This window comes from Synechocystis sp. FACHB-383, from assembly GCF_014698605.1.
GTDB lineage: Bacteria > Cyanobacteriota > Cyanobacteriia > Cyanobacteriales > Microcystaceae > Synechocystis > Synechocystis salina.
In genome coordinates, this window is the sequence record NZ_JACJTJ010000019.1 from 96,349 (window position 1) to 115,869 (window position 19,521).

Annotated in this window: 20 protein-coding genes, 1 tRNA gene and 1 pseudogene; 7 read left to right on the forward strand and 15 right to left on the reverse strand. The window is 49.6% G+C overall.

The features are described 5' to 3' along the window. Nucleotide 1: 1 nt before the first annotated feature. From H6G45_RS04240 to H6G45_RS04250, 3 genes are all read right to left on the reverse strand, one after another. Nucleotides 2-193: a hypothetical protein gene (locus tag H6G45_RS04240; protein WP_190596926.1), complete on the reverse strand. Its 192-nt coding sequence runs from the start codon at nucleotides 191-193 to the stop codon at nucleotides 2-4. A 630-nt stretch (nucleotides 194-823) separates the two neighbouring features. Then, nucleotides 824-2,227, reverse strand: a complete 1,404-nt coding sequence (locus tag H6G45_RS04245) for a collagen-like protein (RefSeq protein ID WP_199309570.1) — start codon at nucleotides 2,225-2,227, stop codon at nucleotides 824-826. A 136-nt stretch (nucleotides 2,228-2,363) separates the two neighbouring features. After that, nucleotides 2,364-4,373 (reverse strand): M48 family metallopeptidase, encoded by a 2,010-nt coding sequence (locus H6G45_RS04250; protein ID WP_190596931.1) that lies wholly within the window; start codon nucleotides 4,371-4,373, stop codon nucleotides 2,364-2,366. Between the two features lie 291 nt (nucleotides 4,374-4,664). Between H6G45_RS04250 and H6G45_RS04255 the strand changes: the two genes are divergently transcribed. Next, the gene (locus H6G45_RS04255) at nucleotides 4,665-5,342 is read left to right on the forward strand and encodes a 1-acylglycerol-3-phosphate O-acyltransferase (RefSeq protein ID WP_190596933.1); all 678 of its coding nucleotides are present in this window, start codon (nucleotides 4,665-4,667) and stop codon (nucleotides 5,340-5,342) included. An 87-nt stretch (nucleotides 5,343-5,429) separates the two neighbouring features. Here H6G45_RS04255 and mtnA read toward each other — a convergent pair whose 3' ends face one another. Beyond that, the gene (gene mtnA / locus H6G45_RS04260) at nucleotides 5,430-6,485 is read right to left on the reverse strand and encodes an S-methyl-5-thioribose-1-phosphate isomerase (RefSeq protein WP_190596935.1); all 1,056 of its coding nucleotides are present in this window, start codon (nucleotides 6,483-6,485) and stop codon (nucleotides 5,430-5,432) included. 79 nt (nucleotides 6,486-6,564) lie between these two features. Between mtnA and H6G45_RS19430 the strand changes: the two genes are divergently transcribed. After that, nucleotides 6,565-7,599 carry an aromatic ring-hydroxylating dioxygenase subunit alpha gene (locus H6G45_RS19430; RefSeq protein ID WP_190596937.1) on the forward strand — a complete coding sequence of 345 codons (1,035 nt, stop codon included), beginning with the start codon at nucleotides 6,565-6,567 and terminating at the stop codon, nucleotides 7,597-7,599. A 256-nt stretch (nucleotides 7,600-7,855) separates the two neighbouring features. On the opposite strand, the gene H6G45_RS04270 is transcribed toward H6G45_RS19430, so the two are convergent. Next, nucleotides 7,856-7,928 (reverse strand) — tRNA-Ala (locus H6G45_RS04270). Between H6G45_RS04270 and H6G45_RS04275 the strand changes: the two genes are divergently transcribed. The 4 genes from H6G45_RS04275 to xth all read left to right on the forward strand — a co-directional run bounded on the left by H6G45_RS04275 (nucleotide 7,896) and on the right by xth (nucleotide 9,868). Beyond that, nucleotides 7,896-8,063: a hypothetical protein gene (locus tag H6G45_RS04275; protein WP_190596939.1), complete on the forward strand. Its 168-nt coding sequence runs from the start codon at nucleotides 7,896-7,898 to the stop codon at nucleotides 8,061-8,063. The genes H6G45_RS04270 and H6G45_RS04275 overlap by 33 nt on opposite strands. Before the next feature lie 88 nt (nucleotides 8,064-8,151). Further along, complete coding sequence (gene ndk / locus H6G45_RS04280) at nucleotides 8,152-8,601, forward strand: nucleoside-diphosphate kinase (protein WP_190596940.1); 450 nt, start codon at nucleotides 8,152-8,154, stop codon at nucleotides 8,599-8,601. 30 nt (nucleotides 8,602-8,631) lie between these two features. Further along, nucleotides 8,632-9,096 carry a DUF3750 domain-containing protein gene (locus tag H6G45_RS04285; protein WP_190596942.1) on the forward strand — a complete coding sequence of 155 codons (465 nt, stop codon included), beginning with the start codon at nucleotides 8,632-8,634 and terminating at the stop codon, nucleotides 9,094-9,096. After that, entirely contained in the window at nucleotides 9,071-9,868 is a 798-nt protein-coding gene (xth, locus tag H6G45_RS04290) for an exodeoxyribonuclease III (protein WP_190596945.1), read from the forward strand. Before H6G45_RS04285 ends, xth begins: the two co-directional genes overlap by 26 nt. 6 nt (nucleotides 9,869-9,874) lie before the next feature. Here xth and H6G45_RS04295 read toward each other — a convergent pair whose 3' ends face one another. The 4 genes from H6G45_RS04295 to pdhA all read right to left on the reverse strand — a co-directional run bounded on the left by H6G45_RS04295 (nucleotide 9,875) and on the right by pdhA (nucleotide 13,187). After that, nucleotides 9,875-11,266 (reverse strand): MFS transporter, encoded by a 1,392-nt coding sequence (locus H6G45_RS04295; RefSeq protein WP_190596947.1) that lies wholly within the window; start codon nucleotides 11,264-11,266, stop codon nucleotides 9,875-9,877. Between the two features lie 209 nt (nucleotides 11,267-11,475). After that, complete coding sequence (locus H6G45_RS04300) at nucleotides 11,476-11,826, reverse strand: type II toxin-antitoxin system PemK/MazF family toxin (RefSeq protein WP_190596949.1); 351 nt, start codon at nucleotides 11,824-11,826, stop codon at nucleotides 11,476-11,478. Then, nucleotides 11,820-12,062, reverse strand: coding sequence for an AbrB/MazE/SpoVT family DNA-binding domain-containing protein (locus tag H6G45_RS04305; protein ID WP_190596951.1), 243 nt, complete (start codon nucleotides 12,060-12,062; stop codon nucleotides 11,820-11,822). Before H6G45_RS04305 ends, H6G45_RS04300 begins: the two co-directional genes overlap by 7 nt. Before the next feature lie 96 nt (nucleotides 12,063-12,158). Continuing rightward, nucleotides 12,159-13,187 carry a pyruvate dehydrogenase (acetyl-transferring) E1 component subunit alpha gene (gene pdhA / locus H6G45_RS04310; protein ID WP_190596953.1) on the reverse strand — a complete coding sequence of 343 codons (1,029 nt, stop codon included), beginning with the start codon at nucleotides 13,185-13,187 and terminating at the stop codon, nucleotides 12,159-12,161. A gap of 160 nt (nucleotides 13,188-13,347) precedes the next feature. Here pdhA and H6G45_RS04315 point away from each other — a divergent pair, with 160 nt between their 5' ends. Then, nucleotides 13,348-15,219 carry a hypothetical protein gene (locus H6G45_RS04315; RefSeq protein WP_190596955.1) on the forward strand — a complete coding sequence of 624 codons (1,872 nt, stop codon included), beginning with the start codon at nucleotides 13,348-13,350 and terminating at the stop codon, nucleotides 15,217-15,219. A 49-nt stretch (nucleotides 15,220-15,268) separates the two neighbouring features. On the opposite strand, the gene rfbC is transcribed toward H6G45_RS04315, so the two are convergent. The 6 genes and pseudogenes from rfbC to H6G45_RS04355 form a co-directional block, all read right to left on the reverse strand. After that, complete coding sequence (gene rfbC / locus H6G45_RS04320; RefSeq protein WP_190596958.1) at nucleotides 15,269-15,835, reverse strand: dTDP-4-dehydrorhamnose 3,5-epimerase; 567 nt, start codon at nucleotides 15,833-15,835, stop codon at nucleotides 15,269-15,271. Between the two features lie 76 nt (nucleotides 15,836-15,911). Beyond that, a pseudogene (locus H6G45_RS04325) lies at nucleotides 15,912-16,010 on the reverse strand (ABC transporter ATP-binding protein); the annotation flags it as partial. Nucleotides 16,011-16,340: 330 nt separating this feature from the next. Further along, nucleotides 16,341-16,517 carry a hypothetical protein gene (locus tag H6G45_RS04335; RefSeq protein ID WP_190596961.1) on the reverse strand — a complete coding sequence of 59 codons (177 nt, stop codon included), beginning with the start codon at nucleotides 16,515-16,517 and terminating at the stop codon, nucleotides 16,341-16,343. Nucleotides 16,518-16,610: 93 nt separating this feature from the next. Beyond that, nucleotides 16,611-17,312, reverse strand: coding sequence for an urea ABC transporter ATP-binding subunit UrtE (urtE, locus tag H6G45_RS04340; protein ID WP_020862100.1), 702 nt, complete (start codon nucleotides 17,310-17,312; stop codon nucleotides 16,611-16,613). A gap of 125 nt (nucleotides 17,313-17,437) precedes the next feature. Continuing rightward, on the reverse strand, nucleotides 17,438-18,739 hold the full coding sequence (gene proA / locus H6G45_RS04350) for a glutamate-5-semialdehyde dehydrogenase (protein WP_190596964.1): 1,302 nt from the start codon (nucleotides 18,737-18,739) through the stop codon (nucleotides 17,438-17,440). Between the two features lie 115 nt (nucleotides 18,740-18,854). Continuing rightward, the gene (locus H6G45_RS04355) at nucleotides 18,855-19,451 is read right to left on the reverse strand and encodes a DUF3177 family protein (protein ID WP_190596966.1); all 597 of its coding nucleotides are present in this window, start codon (nucleotides 19,449-19,451) and stop codon (nucleotides 18,855-18,857) included. Between the last annotated feature and the right edge of the window lie 70 nt (nucleotides 19,452-19,521).

Genomic DNA, 19,521 nt, shown 5'->3' on the forward strand with positions numbered 1-19,521 from the left:
ATTAAGAACGGGAAGGGGCATGTAAAACCGTGGGTAACTTGCGTAAATCCCCTGTGCCTTCCAATTCCTGCACGAATAAATAAAACAGCCGCCGCTCCCTTTCCTGTTCCTCCAACAAAGCCTGCCGTTGGGCATCGCAGGTAAGCTCTGGTATCTCTAGAATTGGCGCTGGTTCTGGAGCTGGGGGAAGCATTTCAGGTGCATCATCAGGTCCACGGGGAATTTCGGGGACTCGATTGACAATGGAGCAAATTTGACATCCTCCTCTGCCTAAAGCCAGAGGATTCCTGCTTCATCGGGTTTGTCTAGCTTAAAAACATCTCTGTTCAAAAGCCCCGTCCAGATTCCCCTCCACAGGCATCCTTTTTAACGTCCACGATGTGCCCCACCGCAGACCGAACAAATCTTTAGTTTATATTTTCCCATTCCTAGACTATGACGCCCCTGTGTCCAGGTATTTCCTTTTGGTCATGCATTCTAGATGGCGGGAATAGCCAACCTTGCCTCTCTTGGCACACTTGGGTGCATGGGTCCTTTTAGTTTAACAAAAAGCCGTCCTAAAGGACGGGGTTTTAGACCCAGTTTTTTGATAAATTCAGCCATTCAAGGCCTTGTTGTCTTGTTATATCGACCCGGTGGAAATTGCCTTTACCACCCAGTCAAACGGTAGTGTAGGGCAGACGAAGTAAATGTCATGTAATTCACTTCTGCTCAATGCCCCAAACATTCATCCCCACGGTGAATAGTTTAAGAAAACTAAATGCAAGGACTTACGGACTACATCCTAAGTCAATTTTAAGTCGATGAAATCAGTGAAATTCTCTTAATTTCGACCTCGAATTAAATCTCGAATAGTCAGCTTTTGTTCAGCAGTATTACCCGAAAAAGTCCTTTCTGCCACCAGCTCAATTTCTACCCCTGTACCGGGCTCCAAATCCTTAGGGGGAATTGGTAGCTGACCAATATCAATGGTGAACTGATTGCCATTAACTGTGACCAAGTTATCTTCAATTTCACCTTCATAGCGCAGGGTATAGGTGGAGGGGGGACGAAACCGGGGATCTTCATTGGTCACCCGATACCTGAGCCTAAACTTGGTGGCCATTAAATTAGATTGATTAGCTTCATCCACCAGAGAAAGCTGTAAATTATTGCCACTACCAGATAATGTTAAACGTCCTAAACTGGTGGCATCCCCTTCCCACATGGCATTGTAAACCACAAATTCTGTGACATTATTTCTCTGCTGGGTGGTTCCTTCCAGCCAGAGATTGCCTGGTAACTCCGGAGCAATTTGGTTATCTTCAGTCAGGGTTAAACTGACATTGGTGTTAGCAAAACGCTCAAAAGGTTGGGGCGCATTCCACACCACCAAAAAAGACCTTTCTATGCGGTCTAATAGGATTAAATATTCGTCGGCAATGACGGAGCCTGGAGCTAATAGCTGGGCCGCCCCTGGGCGGGTTTCCCAGATATTTTTAGATAGATTAAAGCCCTGATTTTTTAACACATCTAAGCTCACCGTGGTCCCGGGTCGATCTGGCTCTAAGGGCCGGTCTAGATTCAACACCGTCAACCGCCCAGTTAAACCGTCCTGCCCCGCAATACCAGATCGCCCGTCTCGGCCATTCAGACCATTAAAACAACGGAATTCCTCGGTGGAACAACGGTAGCCACTGTCTCCCGGACGACCGGAACAAGTTTCCACTGTCCAATAGGGTTGGCTACATTGACAGGCCTGCCCCCCAGTTCCCCCCAGACCAGGGGGTCCCCCTTTCCCACCGGCGGCCCCGACAAAAATTTGGTTGAGGCTGTTGAGATTGCGAGTGTAAATGGTTATGGAACCACCATTGCCACCGTTACCTCCATTTCCTCCATCCCCACCATCACTGCCATTAGCCATTTGCACATCTTGCCGTTGACTAGTGTCCAAAGCGGGGCAGTTGGCCGGAGATCCTTCTACACCGGGAGTGCCTGGAGCCCCATCCCTACCGGCCAGATTAAGGGTCATGGGAGAACCATCGCTGAAAACCGTGAGGTTATCGGTGTCGGCACCGTCCTGGCCATCCACGCCCCTAGCCCCTGGTGCGCCGACGGAACCAACATTTCTCCTTTGACTGGCTTGGGCCAAAAGTAGGCATTCTCCATTGGTTAAAGGGGTGGCGGTTAGGCTAGGGGCCACTAGATTGAGGGGAATAGCCAGGGCCAAAATGGAGGCAAAACGCAAATTAATTCTCCTTGCAATGCAAAAACCAATTGGAAATTGTGGCACAGGTTTAAACGGAAACCAAGCTAATCTCCTTGACTGGGGGACATTGGGGGTTGGTTCCGCCCTAAACCATCTGGGGCTTGGCAATCTGAGTTTACCCTGGGAGCAAAATCCCCAATAAGACCAATAGCAATCCCCCTGTCCAAGCGAGGAAAAGGGGATAGCCAATTAACATTTGGTCTTCCTCATTGGTGATGGTGGCAAACTGCAACTGGGGGGATAAACCCCGCACCACCATGCCACTAACTTTCACGGACCCCAAGGCGATCGCCTCTAAGCGGGTCTGGGGAGAACGAAAGGGGGGTAATAGTCTGGTCCAAAAGGGATAACGCACAGGAATTACCCCGGTGCGGTCGTGAAAATACAATTTCGGTGCCCTCCAAACACTGGCTTGCACCAAACGGAATTTGCCCTGCCAATTAACCTGAGTGCCCCAGATAGGACTCAAATTAGCGTCGCTAAGCACACTTAATACGGTGGGGGCAGCCACTTTTCTCTGTCCTAAACTTTGCCAAGCGGTACGGAGTAGAATCCCCGCTCCTAGTCCCACCAGTATGGCTTGATGGAGGGATAATTTTAAAGTACTATCTTCCTGTTGAATCCACCAACCTAAGCCCAGGGCAAACCAAAGGGGCAACAGCCAAATAAATACTTCCAGGTAAAAGAATATGGTTCTTTTTTTTGCTTCTTCGAGGGAGATTTGCCGACGGCTGAGTACAAGGTTATATTCCGTGTCCAGGTCTAACTGTTCGGCATAATGGCTCAACACCTGGAGCCGCTTGCCCAAAAGGGGATGGGAGCTACACCAAGTAATGATGCCCCGCCAAGGACTGCCCCAGTCCCAGAGGAGTAGATTGCCTACCATTCTCGGATCAAATCTTTCTCCCCGCTCACAAGCCGCCGCTGTGTAGGCATCGTAGTTAGCAAAATTACGCATTCCCTCCAGAAACAAAGCGGGTTTCTCCGCCTGTCTTTCTTGCTTTACCAAAGCCCTGGTCATTTTCACGAGGGCCCGGATCAAGGCATTGGGATTACCGGTGTAGTTGACGGAAAAATGGTCAGCGTAATATTCCCTTGTGCGGGCAAAGTAATGGTTAGCCCCCTGGTTAATGCGAAACAGGGCCAAGCAAATCCAGACCAACGGGGCGATCAATATCTTGGCGATCGCCGGCCAGGAACTCCGGGCCCTTTGTAGCTCACAGTATAACCAGTAGAATATTTGCCCCCAACCACTCATACAGGTCAATAGGGCACAATCCCGGCGGACAATGTGGGCCAACTCATGGCCCAGGAGGGTGGCAATTTCTTCGGCGCTCAGATAACGAAAAATCCCCTGGCTGAGCACAATACGACTATTTTTTTGTTGCACACCATAGGCAAACATAACCGGACGATTATCGGGAATAACCCCCAGCTTGGGAATGGGAAAAGTCTTGGCTCGGGCTACCCGCAACATCAGTTCCCCGGCTTCGGGGCTATATTTTTGTACTGCGCCGAGGTTGACCCATTCAGTGCCATAAATGCGCCGGTTGATCAGATCCATCATGGGGACGCTGTAAAACAAAGCGAGGAAATTAACCGCAATCCCCAGCCCCAGACTAATGGCCAGCAATTTTTGCCACTGTCCCTGGGCCAACCACCATGCCAGCGGTGTCAACAGTACAGAAGTGGTTAAAAGGGGAACCAACAGGCCCACACCAAAAATAAAAGGCAAACTATCGGCCACCCTCGGCAGAGCCACCTTAACCCGACTATTTTCCGCCCGACCAGCTTTCAAGTCAGTGGACAGGGCATCCTCTTCCCCTTCTCCCTCATCAGCATTTTCTTGTTTCAAGAGCATGAGCATCATTGTCTTGGCCCAATTTTCCACCTCCGGGTCGGGATTCCGGGTCAAGTATTCACACAGTTCCCGAGACTGCTCAAATCTTCCCAAAGCTCGATAGGCCCGCACCAAAGCCATCTGAGCTTTGAGAAATTCGGGGGATTCCTGGTTGGGTACCCGGCGACAGACCATTTCCAAAGCTTTGATCGCCGACTGATATTCTTGATTTTGGAGGGCCTTAAGTCCCTTTTGGAGGGTCAGGGCAATTTCATGGGCATTCATGGAAGCAAAAGCGGGGAAACGAGAGCAGAGGAGCCGGAACCAGTATGGAGGCAAAAATTCCATTCTCCCACCCCCAATATGAGCCATGGAAGAGTGTTTTGCTTAATTTTTGTTGCCATTATCTGTGCGATTTGCGGTGGGGATATCCTGTTAGTCCAGTTCCTCGCCGATAGTTTTTATTGCCCAGATTGTCCTATTTTCGGCACAGACAGGAACCCTAGCCGTTGATGCGGGGATTTCCTGGCATGGTTTTGATAAAGTGTTGGAGCAAGTATTTTCCGGGAAAGCTCAGTGGATTCCGAGATTAATCATAGTGGTGGTTTGAGTGCTCCCCGTCCAAGGGAAACTTCACTCAATTTAGCTCTCTACCGGGGTTTGAAGTGGGGAGTGGTGCGGCCCTTGCTCCATGGATTGTTCCAGGCTCGGGTGTATGGTCAGGAATTGGTGCCAACCCAGGGGCCAGCCTTGGTGGTGAGCAACCATGCTAGTTACTTTGACCCACCATTTTTGTCCTGTGCTATGGCCCGACCGGTGGCTTTTATGGCCAAGGAAGAATTATTTAGTGTGCCCCTGCTGGGCCCAGCCATTCGCCTCTATGGAGCTTATCCAGTGAAACGGGGCAGTGGCGATCGGGGGGCGTTGCGGGCCGCCCTGACAGCCCTGGGGGATGGATGGCTAGTGGGGGTATTTCTGGAAGGAACGAGAACAAAGGATGGCCGCATTCACCAACCGAAATTGGGGGCCGCCATGATTGCGGCCAAGGCCCAAGTACCCATTATTCCAGTTAGTTTGGGGGGGGTAGAGCAAATTTTCCAGCCCGGTTCCCCCTGGCCCCATCCTGTACCTTTAACCATTCGCATTGGGAAGGCGATCGCCCCGCCGGTCAAGAATAAGAAACCCGAATTGGAAGCGGTGACTAAAGCTTGCCAAGCACAAATTCACCAAATGCTGGATTTAGGCAGGGATTAATAACGGTATCTACAGGGGGATTTTCTGTGGAAAACTATTGCTAAAAATGTGGAAAAAGTTACTTTTATGGGGAAATAGACTACCCAACTAAGCCTCTAGATCTGCCAACTGTCCTGGGGCAATGGCCCCCTGTTCCGTAATGATGGCCGTGATTAAACTGGCGGGGGTGACATCAAAAGCAGGGTTATAAAATTCCGCTCCCTCTGGGGTAATGCGGGTAGATCCTGGCTGGTAAATTTCCACCGGGTCCCGTTCTTCAATGGGGATTTGACTGCCATCATCCAAGGCAAAATCCACAGTGGATAATGGGGCGGCAACAAAAAAAGGAATGGCATGCATTTTTGCCAACACTGCTAAACCATAGGTGCCAATTTTATTAGCCGTATCACCATTTCTGGCAATGCGATCAGCTCCCACCACTACGGCGTCAATGCGTTGTTGTTGCATGCAATGGGCGGCCATATTATCGGTGATGAGGGTGACGGGGATGCCCGCTTGCACACATTCCCACACTGTTAACTTCGCTCCCTGCAATCTAGGTCTAGTTTCGTCGGCATAGACCCTGGCTAATCGACCCGCAGACCAGGCAGCCCGGATCACTCCGATCGCCGTACCGTAACCAGCGGTGGCCAAAGCACCGGCATTGCAGTGGGTGAGAATGGTTAACTGCTGGGGTTCTCTTGGTAGCGCCTCGAGTCCTGCTGCCCCGATCGCCTGACAAGTACGGAGGTCATCGAGTTGGATTTGTTGGGCCTGGGAGAGGAGATTGGCCTTAACCTGTTCCACATTTTCGCCACTGTGGTAAGCCACATTCAACATTTGATCAATGGCCCAGAATAGATTTACCGCTGTAGGCCGGGTTTGACGTAACTGGTCCGCCACAAATTCCAACTGCGCCACAAATTCTCTTAATTCCGTCGTTTGAATTCTCCTAGCGCCCAAATACATACCATACGCCGCCGCTACCCCAATGGCCGGTGCCCCCCGCACTACCATGGATTTGATGGCATGGCCCATGGCCTCATAATCGGCGATCGCTACTTCCTTGTATTCCAAAGGTAAACGAGTCTGGTCAATGAGAATTACCTGATCATCTCGCCACTGTACTGGATAAACATCGACAAAATTAGTAGATTGGGTCATGTTCAAAGTAACTTCTTAACAGAGCAATAAATAGAAAATTGTTTCCCCTGCTAATCTTAGCTTCTCACCTTGCTCAACCATGGACATTTTTAATAATTGGCAAATTATTGCCAAGGGTTGGTATATTGTTTGTCCCAGTCAGACGTTACGGCATGGCCAAGCTAAATCCATAACCCTTTGTGGGCAAAAGATTGTTGTATTTCGGGGCCAAGATGGAAAAGTACGGGCTTTACACGCCTACTGTCCCCACCTCGGCACAGACCTAGGTTTAGGTCAGGTGGAAGGCAACTGGATCCGCTGTAACTTTCATCGTTGGGCCTTTGATGAAACGGGTAAATGTCGCCATATTCCCTGCCAGTCAACAATTCCCTCCAAAGCAAAGTTAGCATCCTATGCCACCGCTGAAAAATATGGCTTTATTTGGGTTTTTCCAGAGGCCATTGCCCCCCATGATTTACCAGAATTTGACGAGATTCAGGGCAAAAAACTGATCATCCAAGCAGATAAAGCCTTTGAAAGAAAGTGTCACCATCATATTTGCATGATGAATGGTATTGATGCCCAACATCTGAAGACAATCCATCATCTTGATATCAAAATGGATTTGTCCCTGCGACAAAATGAATCGGGAACCCAAATTGATTTCACCATGAAAGGCAATGTGCCAAACACTACTTTTAGAGAAAGTTTAGTACATTATTTTTTGGGAGAAACCTATGAATACTCCATGCGCTATGACAATGGTTGCATCGGTTTGTTGACCATTATGAAAAATGTCCGTTTTTTTCCTCCTCTACACATGATCTATGCTTACACGCCTCTGCCCAGTTTACAGGCTGATGGTGTTAATACCGAGTTGAGTAAAATCCGAATTCAACCTATTTACGTTACCGCAAAACGCCCTGGCATTATAGGTTATTTGGTCAGTCATTTTCTTTTATTTTGTACAAGATTAGCTTACTATTTTCTGCGCCATGAAGATGGTTTGATTTATGACAATATTAAATTTAAGCCAAATATTTTATTGAGTGTTGATAAACCACTAGCCCACTATATTAGTTATGTGAACCACCTAGAGCCTTCAGCTTGGTCAAGGCAAAGAAAAACTGGATAGTTTCCCATTTTAATAATATTTTTGCCTCTAATTTAACTATATTTAAATTTTGATTGAATTGCTCCCACCATTTGCTGGGTAAAAAATTGTGGAGCAACATTTCCCACCGATGTCCCCTGCATTTTCCCCAGAAGATGGCATCAATGATTTTTCGCACGGCCGTCTTTTTCGGGTAACCGAAACCATGGGATCATGAGTTCAATTAGGAAAAATCCCCTGAACCCCAATAACTAAGCAGGAACGGACATAAATCTTATGGAGCTAAGCGGGCTCGAACCGCTGACCCCTTGCATGCCATGCAAGTGCTCTACCAACTGAGCTATAGCCCCGAGTCACAGTATTTCATTGTGCTGAAAGTGGTGCCCATTGTCAAGCTTTTTGCCAAGATTATTATTGCGCCCCTCTCCCCACTCAGGGTCAACGGCGATCGCCAGGGCGATTTTTACCCTCCCGGTTGGGACTAGTCACCATAGATAATCCCGATGCCCAAACCATGTAAAATACAGGGTGATTGTTAAGTTTTTTTAACAGAAAAAGCAAACGGAGGTTGCCATGGAACGCACATTTATCATGATCAAGCCCGACGGGGTACAACGGCAATTAATTGGGGAAATTGTTGGTCGTTTTGAGAAAAAAGGCTTCAAATTAGTCGCCATGAAGGTGATGACTGTTTCCCAGGAATTAGCAGAAAAACATTACGAAGCTCTCAACGATAAACCATTCTTTTCTGGTTTAGTGAAATTTATTTGTTCTTCCCCTGTGGTAGCCATGGTGTGGGAAGGCGATTCTGTGGTTTCCACTTCCCGCCAAATGATTGGCGCTACGGATCCCCATGCCGCCGCCCCTGGCACGATCCGGGGAGACTATGGAGTTTCTGTCGGGCGCAACATCATCCACGGTTCCGATGCCATTGAAACTGCTAAGCGGGAAATTGCCCTCTGGTTCAAGGAAGAAGAAGTGAATGAATGGCACGCCACCCTCAACCCTTGGCTGTACGAGTAGATTATTCCCGTAGCTTTTTGCTTAACCGCCATGGCGATGGAAGTGCAACTGTTGTGGGCCAAAATTCCCTTCGTTGGTCGCTGGGCTGTCCACTATTGGTATGTGGTCGGCGATCGCCATGGTCAAAGCTTAGAAAATTTACAAAGATGGGAAGTGTGGCAACGGCGAGAGTTGAAGTCCCCCAGTTGGGGTCATCTCCACCAAAATTTGTTGACTCCCTATGGTGGGGTGGGTAACGGCCCCAGTTTTTTGACCCAGCACTGGTCTGGTGCCCTTGGCGATCGCCTGGGGGAAATTATTCTGAACAGTCCCCAACTCTATCCCCACTGTTACAGCTATCGTTACTGGCCTGGCCCCAATAGCAACACCTATGCCCAATGGGTGCTAGAAAGAGCGGAAATTAATTTTGATCTAGGCTGGCGGGGGGTAGGCCGGGGCTATGGCCAATCTATCTTTTCTCGGTTTTCCCATGGACATCACCAGTTGGAACGTTAACTCTATTCGCAGTCGCCAACAACATATCCTTGATTGGTTGGGCACAAACGCTGTTGATGTGCTTTGCTTGCAGGAAACTAAGGTGGTGGATGAAGATTTTCCCCGGCAACCATTTGAAGCGGCGGGCTATCATTGCTCCATCTCTGGGCAGAAGTCCTATAATGGCGTGGCCATTTTCAGCCGTGAACCGTTGCAGGATGTGAAAATTGGCTTTGCGCCCCTAGTGGGATCAGAAGTGACGGGGGATTTGGATGAGCAAAAACGGGTCATCAGTGGTGTTTACAGGGGTGTACGAATCGTTAATCTCTACGTTCCCAATGGTTCCGCCCCGGACAGTGAAAAATATTCCTATAAACTGCGTTGGTTAAAAACGCTGAAAACCTATCTCCATAACCTGAGCAAGAGCGATACACCGGAATTTTTAGTCTGTGGGGATTTCAACATTGCCCCAGAGGATCGGGACATTCATGATCCTAAAGGACGAGAAAATCACATCATGGCCACCCCTGTTGAACGACAGGCCTTAAAAGATGTGTTGGCGATCGCCGATTTGCAGGATGCTTTTCGCAAATTTACCGAAGAAACGGGCCATTACAGTTGGTGGGATTATCGCACTAGGGGCTTTAGTCGCAACCGGGGTTGGCGCATTGACCACCATTACCTGACCCCAAAACTTTACGCCCAAGCCCAACGGTGTTGGATTGACCAAGAACCCAGAGGTTGGGAAAAGCCCAGTGACCATGCTCCGGTGGTGGTAACCATCAACGATTAGCTAGCTTCAAGATGAAGATCCTTTCGCTTTACGGGGGGCCACGGGGGGACTATTTTCATTGATATACCAACTTAAAACTCCCCCGGCGATCGCCGCCGCGGCCAAAAATAACAACACCGGGGTGAGACCAAATAAGCTTTCCGCCACCCCCGCTAGGGCTAAGGGCAAAGACAGGGCGATATTATTGGCATTATTTTCCAAGCCAAATACTTTGCCGTGAAATTCCGGGTCCGTTTCCACCTGCATCAACGTTTGCATCGGTACCCCCACCATGGCGGCGAAAAAACCCATGATGGTGATGGTGACAAAAGTCAGCACTAAACTGTGGTCAAACAAGGCCAATCCTGCTAGACAAACCCCCATACCCAGGGAGCCCCAGAGGGCCAATTCCGTGGGGGAAAACCGCTGGCCAATGTAGCCAATGCTCAGGGCCCCGATCGCCATGCCCAAACCACCAAAAGCTAGCAAAAAGCCGAATTGGGAAGCCTTCAACCCGGGCAGATGGGCCGCCATACTCACCGCTAACACGGATAGGGCGGCAAAAATGGAAAATAAAATTAACAACTGAATCAGGGCGTTGCGCACCCGATGATTTTCCTGGAGATAACGGATGCCATCCTGAATATCACTCAGTACGTGGGGGTGAACCAAATCGGGATCGGCCTGTTTTTCCCCCGTTTTCAGCATTAGCAAGACAATGCCCGCCACCAAGTAACAACTCGCCACTACCAGCACTGGTCCCACATCTCCAGCCTGGGGAAAAAGACTATCCGCCAAGGTAAGCAGGGGTTCCCCGATGGCAAAACCAATGATCAACACCCCCATCATGGTCAGGGTGGTGAGGGAATTGGCCGCCAATAGATTCCGCCGTCGCACCACCAAGGGCGTGGCCGATTGCTCCGCTGGGGCAAAGAACTGGGTCAGGGTGGACACCGCAAAGGTAACCGCCAACAAAATCGCAAAACCCAATGGCAAAGCAAAATACTGATGTTCTTCTGTTTGCCAACGACGCAGAAAACTAGGCAACCATCCCACCGGCAGATTGATATCATGGCGATCGCCGACCCAGAGGAGGAAAGGCAACAGCAAAATTAAAAGGCCCCGACAAAAATTGCTAATCACCAACACCTGTTTTTTTTGCCAACGGTCAACGTAAACCCCCGCCAGGGAACCAAATAGCACCGCTGGAATGGTATTGGCGATCATAATGGCCGACACCCAACCGCTGATGGACTGATTTTCCGCCTGGTAATGGTTGGCGATCAGGGCAATCATCAAAACTAAATAAAACTTATCGGCCAACTGGGAAAAGATTTGACCAACCCAGAGAAACAAAAAGCGGGAATTTCTTAAAACCGGGCCAAAGCCTTGATTTGCACTTAGCAACTTAGATTCCATGCACAGGGGGTGGGAAAAAATACTCAATCAACTCGTTGGCCGCAAGATTATCTGCAAGCTCCAACGGCTGACCATTCCATTCTCCCAAACTGCGACCGAATTATCTAACCTTCTCTCGGAGCCTGTTTGATCGTTAGATTGGCATCTTCCAATCGTTCTGAAGGAGGGGGTTTGTGTCCCACTTTTTTGTCATAGGTGTAATTATCGCATTACGACAAGCCTACCAAGGTTTCTAATCGGGCCAAGACTTCCATCATGGTTTTCGGAGGAACTTCTTCTACAATTCTCGCATTTCTGGCTTGGCAATCCACCGCTCGCACTTGATCTACCAAAATCACCCCTTGGATTTTTAAGTCGGGGGGAAGTTTAACCTCAAAAGGCCAGCCCTTGATCCTGCTAGTAATGGGGCAAATCAGGGTAAGTCTGGAAATGCGGTTATAGTCTGTGGGGGAAATAACCAAGGCTGGGCGATCGCCCGATTGTTCACTACCAACGCGGGGATTAAGCTCCAGAAAAATGATATGGCCCCGTTTGGGAACGATGCCGCTAATCTTTACCAAGACTCTTCCCCTTGGGCATTCCCCCAATCAACTTCGGCGTGTTGGTTTTCCGGTTGGGCCCCATCGAGTAACTCTGCCAGGCTATATTTTGGTCGGGCTAAAGACAGAATAACTTGTTCGTCTTTCGCCGTAATGGCAACCTGTTCCCCTTCTTTCCAGCCAAATTGCTGGACAATGGATTGAGGAAGTCGAATGCCTAGGGAATTTCCCCATTTGGTGATTCTTTGTGTGATCATTTTGGCGATCGCCCTGCACGACGTTTATACATTTAATATACGTGAATACACGTTACGGCGGCAGGGACAGGTACTCCGAAATCCTAACAACAGGAGTTAGTCGGCAAAAATATATTTCCTCAGATCTTCGGGATTCGGTTCGGGACTAGACTCCGCAAAGGTTAACGCATCATCAATCACCCCTTGAATGCGTTTTTGAATTTCCTTTAACTCTTCATTGCTGGCCAACTCGTGTTCCGTTATGAAGGCGGCAAATTTTTTAATGGGGTCCCGGGCGGCCCAAAATTGTTTTTCTTCCGCAGACCGAAGTTCATCGGGATCCGCTAGGGAGTGGCCCCGAAAACGATAAGTCAACGCTTCGATCAACGTCGGCCCTTCCCCGGCCCTGGCCCTAGCCACCGCTTCCGTTGCTACCTTATGGACTGCCACCACATCCATGCCGTCCACTTCTACTCCGGCCATATTGAACACACTGGCTTTTTTGTAAATTTCCGGTTGGGAAGTAGCCCGCTCATGGGCCATGCCGATCGCCCATTTATTGTTTTCCACCACAAACAGAATGGGTAATTTCCAGAGGGCAGCCATGTTTAGGCATTCAAAAAATTGACCGTTATTGCTGGTGCCATCCCCAAAAAAGCAGGCCGTGACTTGGTCGTAACTGTCATCTTTTAAAACTTGCCGGCGGTACTTGGTTTGGAAAGCCGCTCCCAGGGCCACGGGAATCCCTTCCCCAATAAACGCAAATCCCCCCAGCAGATTATGGGCCGAGGAGAATAGATGCATAGAACCACCCCGCCCCCGACTGCAACCGGTTTCTTTGCCGAACAGTTCCGCCATTACTTCCCTCGCTGGGACCCCGGCACTAAGGGCATGGACGTGGTCTCGGTAGGTACTGCAAACATAGTCTTCATCCTGGCGCATGGCCTTGATGATGCCGGAGGACACCGCTTCCTGGCCGTTGTAGAGGTGGACAAAACCAAACATTTTGCCCCGGTAATACATTTCAGCGCATTTATCTTCGAAGAAGCGACCCAGGACCATGTCTTCGTAAAGGACTAGGGCCGTTTCTCGGTCCAGGGAAATTTCTGCGGTGTTCAATTCAGGCAAAATGCGTTCTGAAACCATAGTACAATTTGCAGTAGGTGGAATGGAGGGCAGGTTTACACCCCATGGTAGATTCTAAGCGAAGTCGGTCAGCCCCATCTAGTCGGGGTAGGATAGAACACAATCTGATCACTCTGGTCTTTGAGCATTGTGACCATTCCATTGGTAATCGGTAGTTTCCATGTCTAGTTCCCGCGGCCCCTACAAGAGTCGTCTTTTTACCAATCTCAATCGCCAATCCCAACGGTTGCGCGATCGCCTGGGGGAAACGGTGCGTCATCTGCGGGTGGCGGCGGAATGGGGCGTCCAGGCTTTAATGTATCCCTTTTACTGGCTGCTACATCCAGAAAAGTGGTTGGGGCCTGTGTTAGGGGGCGAGGGGAATCAGGAGAGAAGGGCTTTACCCCCCGGCCTGGATGAAGACAAGGTTAATTCCGAGGATAGGGGAGCTTTGGCGATCGCCGCTGACCAACCCATTGCAACGGTACTTACTTCCCTGCAAGCTTGGTTTGACCATGTTGAGGTGAACCAAACAAGTCAGGGTTTAGTTTTAGCTCAAGATTTCCCCGCTTTAATTGATCATCAATCCCTTGGGGAAGATAACCTTTCCGTTCATAACCAAGACCTAGCTTTACCCGCCCAGCCAGAAAAACCGGCTTTACCCCCCAGCAATAATCCGTCCCCACTAGCTAAATTTGGTGAACAGGTAAAAAATATTTTTCGCTCTGGTAACGATGCCATTGTCATTCAAGGTTTAGCTTCCCGTTGTGGCGATCGCCGTTTAGTGCTGACCACCAAAGACAATTTAACTCTGGATGTGTTTTCCCCGGAGCAACAGCAACAATTGCAACAACAAATCCGGCGGGAGTTGGCCCAATGGCATTGTCAACGTCGTCGGCAATGGGCTTTGCAGGCCAAACAATGGCGGGGTATCCCTCTAATTAGCGGCAGTGATAACAATGGGCAAGGAGAACAGAGGGTAAAGGTACTTGCCCCCCTGGATTGGCTCTGGCAGGGCATTTACCGTTGGCAAACCAGACCCGCTTTACCTTCATCTACGGCCATTGTTCCAACTAATACCGTCCAGGCTAATCTAGCAGGCCTTAAAGATTGGCTGGGGCAAACCAATCGGCATCTGAAAAACTTGGGGCAACAACCAGTTATTGAAGCCACTGTAGTTAAATCGCAGCAACTGTCCCAGCAAATTGTGGAGGTGTTGCCCCCCACAGTGCAACATCTAGGGCAAGATTTACAGCACCGGGTACAACAAACCCTGGAGCAATTATTCAATCCCGATCGCCATCCCGCCAGTGCCCCAGACCCGTTTGAGTTGAAAGTGATTCTCCAAGCGGCGATCGCCTACTTTTTTGGTCCCCAGGGCAGTAGTTCAGCCCCATCCCTGGGAAGAGAAGGGAGAAATAACCCTGCCTTGCCAGGGGAACCGCCAAGTCCTTGGTTAGCTTGGGAAGAATTGTTTGCCGATTTACCCATGCCCGCCATGGTTACGCCTCTATTGGGTCAAGACAGTGGCTCATCCGCTGGAGCCCATACCGTTGAGCAATGGACAGAAGACACCATTGAAAACCCCCACAATCTTGCCTTGTCGGTGCCCGGTAATCATTCCCAGGCGATCGCCCCTAGCCGCCGTCGCAGTAAACGCCCTGGCCGGCAAAAATCTGCCTTAGTCAATTCCGTTTCCCCTGGTGCCCCTGGGATGGTGGTGCAAGATCCCTGGCTGGAGGAGAATTGGGGTTTAGATGAAAAAGTTTTGTCTGATCAAGGGGAAATTAAACCAAAAGGAAAATTGCTTCACTCCAGCGGGCAAATGGCCGACCAGCGGCGATCGCCCCAGAATTTGGAAACTGCCTTTGATTGGATTGAAACCCAGGCCCAGAGTTTGGGTTATGACAAACACGTTTTGGTTTGGTGCTTGGAATGGCTTGACCGCCTAGTGTACGGCCTAGAACAATTACTGGAAAAAGTCTGGCAATGGCTCCGGCAAAAATTCGGCCAGGGAACGGGGAAAGCTGACATTTTGCCCCCTTCTCCTTAAGGTTGCGGCGAAGGACGCCTTCATTCCTCTGAGCAAACCTTTGGGCAACTCAGGAAAGAGGAGGTCCGGAAAAATCAAACACCTCCGCTTCGGCTAGGGGAAGACCCCGTTGATCCTTGGGAGATAACAGGGGCGGAGTAGGTAAGGGCCAGTCAATGCCGATGGCCGGGTCATTCCACAGTAAGGTGCGATCATAGGTCGGCGCATAGTAATCCGTGGCCTTATACAGCACTTCTGCCTCTGGGGAAAGGACGGCGAAACCGTGGGCAAAACCGGCGGGAATCCATAGCTGTCTTTTATTGTGGTCATTGAGAACATAACCCACCCACTGGCCAAAACTGGGAGAATTGCGGCGCAGATCCACTGCCACGTCAAAAATCTCTCCCCGGGCAGCCCGCACTAGTTTTCCCTGGGGATGCTGGATTTGGTAATGTAACCCCCGCAGTACTCCCTGGCGAGAAAAGGAATGGTTATCCTGCACGAAATGGGGGTCTATGCCCACGGCCTGCTGGAAAACTTTGTCGTTGTAACTCTCAAAGAAAAAACCCCGTTCATCGCCAAAGACTTTGGGCTCTAAAACCAACACATCGGCGATCGCCGTGGGAATCACGTTCACAGATCAAATTCCTCTTTAGGGTTACGACACCCGAAAAAATACCATTAATCGGTCAATGGAGGAAAATCCGGAAATCTTAAACCGCCAAAAATTTTTGGATAACCTCCCGACTCAAGGTTTGGGTTTCCCCAGAAGCCACAATGCCTCCCTTTTGCATGGCATAGTAACGATCTGCGCTGATCAAGTCCTTGATTATTACTCCAAACCCAACGCAAAAATTATCGCTTGTCTTATCTTTTGTAAGGTTTCACTTGATAATTCACCCAATTTCCGATCTAGTCTTGTCCTTGGAATAGATCCTAAGCCCTGAGTGTTCGCAAAAGAGTCTTGTTTCAGAAAGCTTAGTTTTGGTAAAGAAACTTCATACTGACTGTGTCGATATTGGGTGGTTAGTGGGACATAGATAATTAAAGCTCGTGGAGGATTTGTGTCATAACGAGATACCACAACAACGGGACGAGTCTTTGCGGCTATGCCTAAGTCAACAAGCCAAACGTCACCAGGTTTAGGATTCATCGAGTAAATCTAATACCTCTTGTTCGATTGCTCGGGAGCGAAGAATATCTAGGGCATCTTGATCGGCTAGTTCAATTATTTCTCTGATTTTCTCTCGAACTTGGGTGGCTATGTCTGGTTGCCATTTTTGTAGTTTAATTTCCAATATTTCTGTTAGAGAATCCATAATTGTCTGCACCATTCACTGCTTTCTCAGCTTAGCACCGGGATTAAAGTGATCTCTGCCATTTTCCTCCCCAAAATAGGTTGGAAAATACAATCAAACAGCCAAGAATTTTTGGATAACCTCCTGACTCAAGGTTTGGGTTTCCCCGGAAGCTACAATGCCTCCCTTTTGCATGGCATAGTAACGATCAGCCTGGCGGACAAAGTGTAAATGCTGTTCCACCAAAAGAACGGAAATGCCTGTGGCCGCAATAATCCGTTTCACCGCCGCTTCAATTTCCAGAATGATGGACGGTTGAATGCCCTCTGTCGGTTCATCCAACAGCAATAGTTTGGGTTGACCCATCAAGGCCCTGGCGATCGCCAATTGTTGTTGCTGACCACCACTCAAGTCCCCACCCCAGCGGGAAAGCATAGTTTTGAGCACAGGAAAAAGCTCGAAAATTTCGTCGGGAATGCCTTTTTGTCGTTGACTTTTATCCGCACAGGCTTCCAATCCCAGCAGTAAATTCTCCTGCACTGTCAAGCGGGGAATAATTTCCCGGCCCTGGGGCACATAACCAATGCCTAAACGGGCCCGTTTATCCGTCGGCACAGAATTCAACTGGCGATCGCCATAAACCACATAACCACTGCGGGGGGAAAGCAGTCCCATAATGGTTTTAAGTAGAGTAGTTTTACCAACCCCGTTGCGTCCGATCAAACACACCATCTGCCCCGGAGCGATGGACATGTCCACATTACGTAAAATATGACTTTCTCCGTAATACACATTCAGGTCGGAAATTTGTAGCATGGGGACGATCCAATTAGCCAAGAATGGGGGAAAGGATAACATAGCTACCCAGAATGTTCAAACGTCCCGTCAACCTTTGTTAATTATTCCCTCCCATGGGCTGGAACCAGGACAATGGGATGTGACTAAAGGTCAAGGTGAGTAAAAGCTTTGGCCCCCTGGCCGGTATAGGTGGCCGCGATCTGACCATGGCCCCACAGTTGATATTTATAGGTGACTAAACCCTCCAAACCCACCGGGCCCCGGGGAGGCATTTTCTGGGTGCTGATGCCCACCTCCGCCCCAAATCCATAGCGGAAACCGTCGGCAAAACGGGTACTACAATTGTGGTAAACCCCGGCGGCGTCTACCCGCTGACAAAACTGTTCTGCTACGGCCAAATCTTCGCTGATAATGCCATCGGTGTGCTTGGAACCGTACTGGTTAATGTGATCGATCGCCGCTTCAAGGGAATCCACAATTTTGATGGCGAGGATCAAATCACTGTACTCGGTGCGCCAATCTGCTGCGGTGGCGGGTTCACAATCAATAAACTTTTGCGTTTCACCATCTCCCCGCAGACTAACTCCTTTTTCCTTTAGGGCCCGGGCCAAGGGTGGTAAAAATTCAGCGGCGATCGCCTGGTGGACCAAAAGGGTTTCAATGGCATTGCAGGCGGCGGGATATTGGGTTTTTGCGTCCACTGTTACGGCAATGGCCTTCGCCAAATCAGCCTGGGCATCCAGATAAAGGTGACAAATGCCATCGGCGTGGCCTAACACGGGAATCTGGGTATTTTGTTGAATATATTGGACAAATTCGTTGGAACCCCGGGGAATAATCAAATCCACATACTGGTTTAGGACCAACAGGCCCCGAATTTCTTCCCTGGTGGTGAGCAAGTTAACCGCCTCTGGTTTGACGGCAGTCTTAGCCAAAGCGGTTTGAATAACTTCAGTCAAAACTTGGCAGGAACGGGTGGCTTCCCGACCTCCTTTGAGAATGACTGCATTGCCGGATTTGATCGCCAAACTACTGATTTGGATCAGGACCTCCGGGCGCGCCTCAAAAATCACCCCCAACACCCCCAGGGGACAACCAACCCGTTTTAACACCAAACCCTCATCCAATTGTCGATGGAGGGTAACTTGGCCCAACGGATCGGGTAAATGCTCCACATCTTTCACCCCGGCAATGGTGCTTTTGAGCTTACTTTCCCCCAACAGCAGGCGGTTATAAAGGGGTTTAGCAATGCCCATGGCTTCCGCCGCGGCACAATCTTCCTGGTTGGCAGCCAAAATTTCTGGCATGGCGGCCGTTAGACCATCAGCTATGGCGGCGATCGCCTGATTCCGTTCGGCGGTGCTGAGGGTGCCTAAATGGAGAGCCGCTTGGCGGGCATTGTGGGCCAGGGTGGGGAGGGCAGAAACGCTAGGGGAAACAACCATGGGTTAGACGTTAACGATGCAGTTACTTTAGTTATTTTTCAGAACGGGGCAACCGTGGGGAACGAACAGCAAAGCCCAGAGGAAAATGTTCACGGCTTTAACCGGGACAATGGCCTTAATGGTCCAGAGCCGATCGCCCTTGACGGCCCAGACGAAAAATTAGGAAAGAGAGGAAATACATCACATAGGCCACCAGGCCAATAATGCCCAAAAAGCCAAGGAAACCAGTGTTGGAATTGGCGTGGAACCAAGCCTTGTAATGGAGGGGCGGCTGGAGCCAAACCTGACAGAAACTTTCCGCTCCACCAATGCCATTCAGCCCACAGGAAAGGAAAGGAATATTTACCAAGATGGCAAAGCAGGAAAAAATGGTGATGGCCCAACGCCAAGTGGTGGTGGCCAATTTCAAAGGGGAAGGGGGTAAATCCTTGATTTCGTCATTGAGGTCCACCCAAAACCACAAACTAATCGGAATTAGACAACGGGCGGCAAAACCAGTGAAGAAAGCCAAGGACCAGCCAGGAATTAGGAGATAGACCGTTACCATCAACAGGCTGGCCACCCGCCAATAGATGATTAACAAACGATTGATGGCATCCACCCGTTTAAAGGCCGACCAAATGACCAGCACCAGGGGGATAAACACAGAAACGATGACCGCCAAGCGATAGTCCAACCAGATTAACCGCAACCAAATGCCGTCTACTTCCATAACACCATCGAAAAATTTGACAAAACTAAGGGGCAACGCCTACTAAAATGTGAACCCCCAGCTTTGCTAG